Here is a 7,064-nt window from a genome sequence, read left to right on the forward strand (position 1 = left end):
TCTGTGGCCTGACGGCCACCCGGAGGTGGGTCAAAATTAATGGCCAGTAGTGGGTCATTTTAATTGGCCACTAACAGTACTCGTATGAGGATAGTCACGGTTCGCTGCCGCGTAGGCAGCTCAGAAAAAACAGCAACTCGGTCCATTCCGCCGATGGAGGTTCGCTGCCGCGTAGGCAGCTCAGAAAACCATCAAGCGCGACGGCCAATTCGCGGACAGGTTCGCTGCCGCGTAGGCAGCTCAGAAAGTCGGGTCGTGTCGGGCAGGCGAAAATTTTGGGTTCGCTGCCGCGTAGGCAGCTCAGAAAGTGCGCTCCGGGTCGATCAGACCGCGCTTGCGGTTCGCTGCCGCGTAGGCAGCTCAGAAACGGCAAACTCTCGCGAGTTGCGGATGGCCCACGTTCGCTGCCGCGTAGGCAGCTCAGAAAGTCGCCGCCTCTGCGCGTCCGCGCCCGGTGATGTTCGCTGCCGCGTAGGCAGCTCAGAAAATCATCGCTCAACTTCTCAACTTTGTCATGCTGTTCGCTGCCGCGTAGGCAGCTCAGAAAACTGAGCACCTGCGCCAGACTCCTCCCCTGGCGTTCGCTGCCGCGTAGGCAGCTCAGAAACGTCTCATGGCGCAACCGCAACAGTATCGCCGGTTCGCTGCCGCGTAGGCAGCTCAGAAATGTTCCCGGCTTTTCAGGGACTGGTACCGGTCGTTCGCTGCCGCGTAGGCAGCTCAGAAAAAGACACAATCAATGGCTGGACGCCCCCTCAAGTTCGCTGCCGCGTAGGCAGCTCAGAAAGAAGTAATGGTTCGCGGCCAAGATAAAAGCACGTTCGCTGCCGCGTAGGCAGCTCAGAAAAGTTCGGCATAGCTCTGCCCGCTGCGCATATCGTTCGCTGCCGCGTAGGCAGCTCAGAAATCCCCGCTCGCAGTGGGTGGACGATCACGACAGTTCGCTGCCGCGTAGGCAGCTCAGAAAAGAAACCGTCGAAAGCGCCGATCTCATCAGCTGTTCGCTGCCGCGTAGGCAGCTCAGAAAATGTCGGCAAACGGATTGGTGTTGCGAATATCGTTCGCTGCCGCGTAGGCAGCTCAGAAATGCAACGAGGAGCGCCAGCGCCTGCGCAAAGAGTTCGCTGCCGCGTAGGCAGCTCAGAAAGCGTGAAGCGGCCCAACCCGCTCTTCCCTGTCTGTTCGCTGCCGCGTAGGCAGCTCAGAAAGTCGATCACTCGCCCGTTATCGATCCGGGCTGGTTCGCTGCCGCGTAGGCAGCTCAGAAACTGCTCCATCCGCGTTCCCGCGGAACTCGTCCGTTCGCTGCCGCGTAGGCAGCTCAGAAAACTACAGGAGCAGACGCCATGAAGGTGATCGGGTTCGCTGCCGCGTAGGCAGCTCAGAAAGTACGCTCGTGGACGCTCTGCCCTTCCCTGGCGTTCGCTGCCGCGTAGGCAGCTCAGAAAGTGATCCGTGTTGCCACGTGGCTGAAACCCGTTGTTCGCTGCCGCGTAGGCAGCTCAGAAAATAGCGCCTCAGACAGCGCAAGCTGATCGTAAGTTCGCTGCCGCGTAGGCAGCTCAGAAAGAAACTGCGGCATAGATGTAGCACGGCTCATCGTTCGCTGCCGCGTAGGCAGCTCAGAAAAGCTTCGCCGCGGGGATCTGACTAATGGCCTGCGTTCGCTGCCGCGTAGGCAGCTCAGAAAAGGGCCCGCCCGAGACAGCCTGCAACGTGTTCGTTCGCTGCCGCGTAGGCAGCTCAGAAATGCGCCTGCTCGCTCTGGGCGTAAGGGTTGCGGTTCGCTGCCGCGTAGGCAGCTCAGAAAATTCTGAGCGCCCGGCCCGCAGACCCGAACGTGTTCGCTGCCGCGTAGGCAGCTCAGAAATTGATCGACGCACTATGAATCTGGTGGCGGCTAGTTCGCTGCCGCGTAGGCAGCTCAGAAATGTTTCCGGCCCCGGTTGGAGTCGAATACGCCGTTCGCTGCCGCGTAGGCAGCTCAGAAAACAAATACCAACGGCAAAAGCAGGAGGCCCCGTGTTCGCTGCCGCGTAGGCAGCTCAGAAAAGGACGGCCGCATGGACCACCGTGCCGAGCGCGTTCGCTGCCGCGTAGGCAGCTCAGAAAGTAACCTCATCAACACGCCGTCCTAATTCTATGTTCGCTGCCGCGTAGGCAGCTCAGAAAAGAGATTAGATACCTCAGCATCAACTAGACTCGTTCGCTGCCGCGTAGGCAGCTCAGAAAACGCCGTAAGCGTGGCCACCAAGCTGTCAGGTGTTCGCTGCCGCGTAGGCAGCTCAGAAAGGAACCTGGCGGCATTGCTGGCAGAGCCCTACAGTTCGCTGCCGCGTAGGCAGCTCAGAAAATTTGTTAGGGGTATCATCCAGGTACAGCCAGGTTCGCTGCCGCGTAGGCAGCTCAGAAAAATGTCGCAGGTGGGTGTAGGAGATTTCCTACGTTCGCTGCCGCGTAGGCAGCTCAGAAAAGCAGAAAATAGAGCACGGCCCCGATGGCCCCGTTCGCTGCCGCGTAGGCAGCTCAGAAAAGGCCGCTCTCGTCCTGAACTGTTCTGAGGCTGTTCGCTGCCGCGTAGGCAGCTCAGAAAATTTTTCGTCGACAAGTACATCTCCAGGGCAAGTTCGCTGCCGCGTAGGCAGCTCAGAAATCGAACACCTCGGCAATGGCTACTTGCGCCCAGTTCGCTGCCGCGTAGGCAGCTCAGAAATGAAACCGCTTGAACAGATTCATAGGCCCCCCTGTTCGCTGCCGCGTAGGCAGCTCAGAAATGATACTCCCAGACGGTCGGATGACCCTTTATGTTCGCTGCCGCGTAGGCAGCTCAGAAAAATCCGCTGATTCGCCTGGCGGCAGGGTCTGGTGTTCGCTGCCGCGTAGGCAGCTCAGAAATGTCAGGCAGCCGGCGCCGGATTCGATTTGATGTTCGCTGCCGCGTAGGCAGCTCAGAAAAGAACCACCCGGCCTTCGGTGGCATCGAGGAAGTTCGCTGCCGCGTAGGCAGCTCAGAAAGTTCGACATTATCTACGTGCAAAATTCACTCCGTTCGCTGCCGCGTAGGCACGCGGGCGCGTGGATAGAAACACGCGCTTGCGCTTGTACCACCAGTTTATTGCAAAGTCGCGCCCCACGCGGGCGCGTGGATAGAAACGCATTACCGCGAACGCTCCCGCAACAGTTGACCAAGTCGCGCCCCACGCGGGCGCGTGGATAGAAACGCGCAATTGCTCGGTGAGTCGCGGGATATCGTCGCGTCGCGCCCCACGCGGGCGCGTGGATAGAAACTGCTGCTCCAGAGCACGAGTGAGTTGGTCTTGGATAGTCGCGCCCCACGCGGGCGCGTGGATAGAAACTATTAGACGACAATTACTCTGGCCGGTCGACGACAACTATTTTGGCCGGTTGTCACTAAACTGAACCGCTCTTCCATGTAACCCAGAAGGGGCGGGGATGGCGGTCACCAGACAACAGGTCAGAGTCTTCATGGCACACCGATCAAAAGGTCAGACACAGACGGCGGCGGCAGCCAAGGCCGGCATCTCCGAACGCACCGCCCGACGGATTGACGCCGGCGAGGCCGTTGGTAGAGCTAAACCGCGACACTGGCGCACGCGCCGGGATCCCTTTACTGAGGTCTGGGACGAAGTCTCAGATGAGCTCACCAGAGAGCCGGAGCTACAGGCGTTGACACTTCTGGAGTGGCTCCAGGAGCGTTACCCCGGAGCCTACCCGGACCATCTGTTGCGCACTTTGCAGCGCCGCGTGAAGGCCTGGCGCGCTCAGCACGGCCCGGACAAGGAGGTGATGTTCCCCCAGCATCATGAGCCGGGACACCGCGGGCTCTCGGATTTCACCCTGCTCAAGGACGTCACGATCACGGTGCGCGGCCAGGTGTTTGATCATCGGCTTTACCACTTCCGTCTCGCCTACAGCGGTTGGTGCCATGCGCGAGTCATTCTTGGCGGTGAGAGTTTCACAGCGTTGGCCGAGAGCCTGACCGAGGCGCTTGAACACCTCGGCGGTGTCCCGGCAGAGCACCGCACGGACAGCCTCTCAGCGGCGTTTCGGAACCTGGACGAGCAGGCCCAGCGTGACATCACGCAGCGTTATCAGGCCCTGTGCGAGCACTACGGGATGCGCCCGAGTCGCAATAATCCGGGCCGAGGACACGAGAACGCCAGCGTTGAGTCTCCCCATGGCCATCTCAAGCGCCGGATTCGCCAAAGGCTCAAGTTGCGCGGCTCGACGGACTTCGACAGCCTTGAGGCCTATCGGGCGTTTATCGACGAAGTAGCCGCCAGTATCAACCGGCGCAACGCCTCGCGTATTGGCGTCGAGCGAGCCGAGCTGGCCCCGCTGCCCTGTGGCCGTGGCGTCAACTACACCGAAGCGTTGGTGCGGGTGACCAGCTCCAGCACGTTCACCTACTCACGGGTGCTGTACTCGGTACCGGCGAGGCTGATCGGTGAGCGGCTGCGCGTCCATGCCTACGACGACCGGCTTGTGCTCCACCATGGTGGTCAGCAACTGCTGACGCTGCCCCGGGTTCGAACGACTCCCGGCGGAGGGCGCCAGCGCTGCATCGACTACCGCCACGTCATCAGCTGGCTGGTACGCAAACCGCGAGCGCTCGCCGGACTGGCCTTCCGGGATGATCTGTTGCCGGACGACAACTGGCGCCGTCTCTACCAGCGCCTTGGTACGCAGTTAACCACCGAGGATGTGTGCAAGCGCGTGGTCGGGGCACTGCGCCTGGCAGCGGATCGTGACTGCGCCGAAGCCCTCGGTGAGTACTGGAGCCAGGTTTTGGCAAATGGGCACTGCCCGACACTGGGCGAGCTCCAGGCACGCTTCTCACCCCAGCGTCCTGCTGTGGCTGTCCCCACACTCCACTCACGCCAGCACCCGTTGGCGGACTACGACACCCTGCTCAAGGAGACTGCCAATGGCTGATGCCACTACTCTGGCGCTACTTCTACGCCAACTGCGCCTACCCACAATGGCCGGGTGCTGCGAGGAGGTCACTGAACGCGCCACCAGCCACGGCTGGAGTGTCGCACAGACCCTGGCAACCCTGTGCGAATACGAACTTGCCGAGCGAGAACGCCGACGCTTGGAACGCCATCTCAAAGAGGCTCGCCTGCCCAGCGGCAAGACCCTGGAGGCGTTCGACTTCCAGGCCATCGACGGGGCCGATCGCAATCAGCTCAGCGCACTCGCCTGCGAGACCGCATGGATCGATCAGGCCCGCAACCTGCTGTTGTTCGGCCCCAGTGGGGTTGGAAAAAGCCATCTGGCTTCCGCCATTGCCCACGCGCTCATCGAGCAGGGACTGCGCGTACGCTATTACGCCGCATCCGCTCTTGTGCAGGAGCTCCAGGCAGCCAAGCAGGCTCTGCGACTGACCGATGCCCTGTTGAAACTCGACAAGTACCGCTTACTGGTCATCGATGACATTGGCTACGTCAAACGCAGCGAGGCTGAGACCTCGGTACTGTTCGAACTCATTGCGCATCGATACGAGTCGGGCAGTGTGCTGATCACCTCCAACCAGCCGTTCAGCAGCTGGGACAGCATCTTCCCGGACGACATGATGGCAGTGGCTGCCATCGACCGACTGATCCATCACGCTCACGTGGTCGAACTCAGCGGTGAGAGCTATAGAAAGCGGGCCTATGCCGAGCAACAGGGCATGAGAAAGGGCAGCTCAGCGGCCTGACGGTTGCCCGTTATCAGTGGATCAGCTTTCCGGGGTCTCGAACTTTTTCAGGAACTCGGTGATGGAGCGGGCCAGCGGCTTTTTGCTGAGCTGATCGCGCGCCTCAAAACCGCCGTCGATTATTGTTTATTCCTGGAGCTGCCCCAAAAATTCAGTAAATGTGGCCGCCAAGGGCACGTACGCTTCGGCGTCACCAGGTTCATAGTCGCCGATCACAAAGGTGACTGAGGGCGCATTATCGTTGTCCCGGTAGTCAAGGCAAAAGTACGAGTTCCCTGAATCGGAAAATGGCACCAATTTCTGGTCATAGCCTTTATCCATCTGCCGATTCCAAGCCTTCGCAATCGAATAGAACGGAACACGGTCATCTTGAAAAACATGATATAGACAGCGCATAACAGCGCCATTCGTCGCCTCGCACTGCACCGGCGCTTGACCCTGGTGCTCTCTTACCACAGCTCGAAAATCTTCCGGCAACTTCATGTTAAGAGTAGTTTCGAGAGCCTTAATGTCATCCTCTGTAGGTAGAGGTAGTGGGATTTCCCCGTCATCATCGAGATAGGTGTAGTCTTCCCATTCAACCAAGCCATTACTTGTTTCCATAGCCGCCTCCCCAAATGGTCATGCCGCCCGTGTGCCGAAACGCATCATGCAGGTCTTCATGGACTAACTGCATTTTCCCGACATCCTGATGATGGTGCCAAGTCATTCCCGGGGGCGGCCTTTTCGATGGGGGATTTTTCATCAGGAATTTCTCTTGCTCTTTCGTGAGTCCCATTTTCTGAGCAGCCTCCGGATCTGCTACTAGGCTGCGCCGAATATTCTGATTGGCCGCCTGAAAATGCGGCCCCGCTTTCCCGGTGCCGGCCAGCTCGTCCGGAACATGAGTTTCGAAAACCGTAAAGTTGGGCATCCCGTTTTCGTCACGTGTTGCTACGTAAGACTTGCCATTATTCTCTACCGTTTCAGTCGTGCCACGCTTGCTGTGATTGATAATCGTGGTAGGTTCGTCGGATGACTTGGTGCCTTCCAACGGCCAAACTTTGTTCCCCTTGATCTTTGGCTTCCTCCAAGACTCAGCCTCTTTGTGTGCAGTCTCCGGGTCCTTGAATACAGTGCAGTTGGTCGCGTCCTGGCCACCGCAAGGCAGCGTCTTACCGCCGTACTTGTGCTCGGGCGTTTCAGACGTGCTCTTTGCCCCCGCGCCCTGGCCGCTTCTGACAAACGCGTTCTCGGTATCCGACGTGCTTTTCTCGGGCGCTTCACCCGATTCACCGCCGGTATTGGGCGCGGTGGCCGCTGGCGGGGCGCTGTCTACCCCGGCATCCCCAATGGTCACCGT

Annotated in this window: 4 protein-coding genes and 1 CRISPR repeat array; of the genes, 2 read left to right on the top strand and 2 right to left on the bottom strand. The window is 59.7% G+C overall.

What is annotated here, in order from left to right; all coding sequences use genetic code 11:
• The first annotated feature begins 99 nt into the window (after positions 1-99).
• A CRISPR array of direct repeats spans positions 100-3,015; the repeat unit is 28 nt; unit sequence GTTCGCTGCCGCGTAGGCAGCTCAGAAA.
• Positions 3,016-3,453: 438 nt separating this feature from the next.
• Positions 3,454-4,956 carry an IS21 family transposase gene (istA, locus tag AC1RQI_RS16000; protein ID WP_481905615.1) on the top strand — a complete coding sequence of 501 codons (1,503 nt, stop codon included), beginning with the start codon at positions 3,454-3,456 and terminating at the stop codon, positions 4,954-4,956.
• Positions 4,949-5,722: an IS21-like element helper ATPase IstB gene (gene istB, locus AC1RQI_RS16005; RefSeq protein ID WP_481905616.1), complete on the top strand. Its 774-nt coding sequence runs from the start codon at positions 4,949-4,951 to the stop codon at positions 5,720-5,722. Before istA ends, istB begins: the two co-directional genes overlap by 8 nt.
• A 126-nt stretch (positions 5,723-5,848) precedes the next feature.
• On the opposite strand, the gene AC1RQI_RS16010 is transcribed toward istB, so the two are convergent.
• Positions 5,849-6,325 (bottom strand): SMI1/KNR4 family protein, encoded by a 477-nt coding sequence (locus tag AC1RQI_RS16010; protein WP_481905617.1) that lies wholly within the window; start codon positions 6,323-6,325, stop codon positions 5,849-5,851.
• Positions 6,312-7,064 (bottom strand): HNH endonuclease (locus tag AC1RQI_RS16015; RefSeq protein ID WP_481905618.1); only part of this gene is annotated, 753 nt, incomplete at its 5' end. The genes AC1RQI_RS16010 and AC1RQI_RS16015, both read right to left, overlap by 14 nt.

Source organism: Salicola sp. AFF1 (assembly GCF_056783195.1).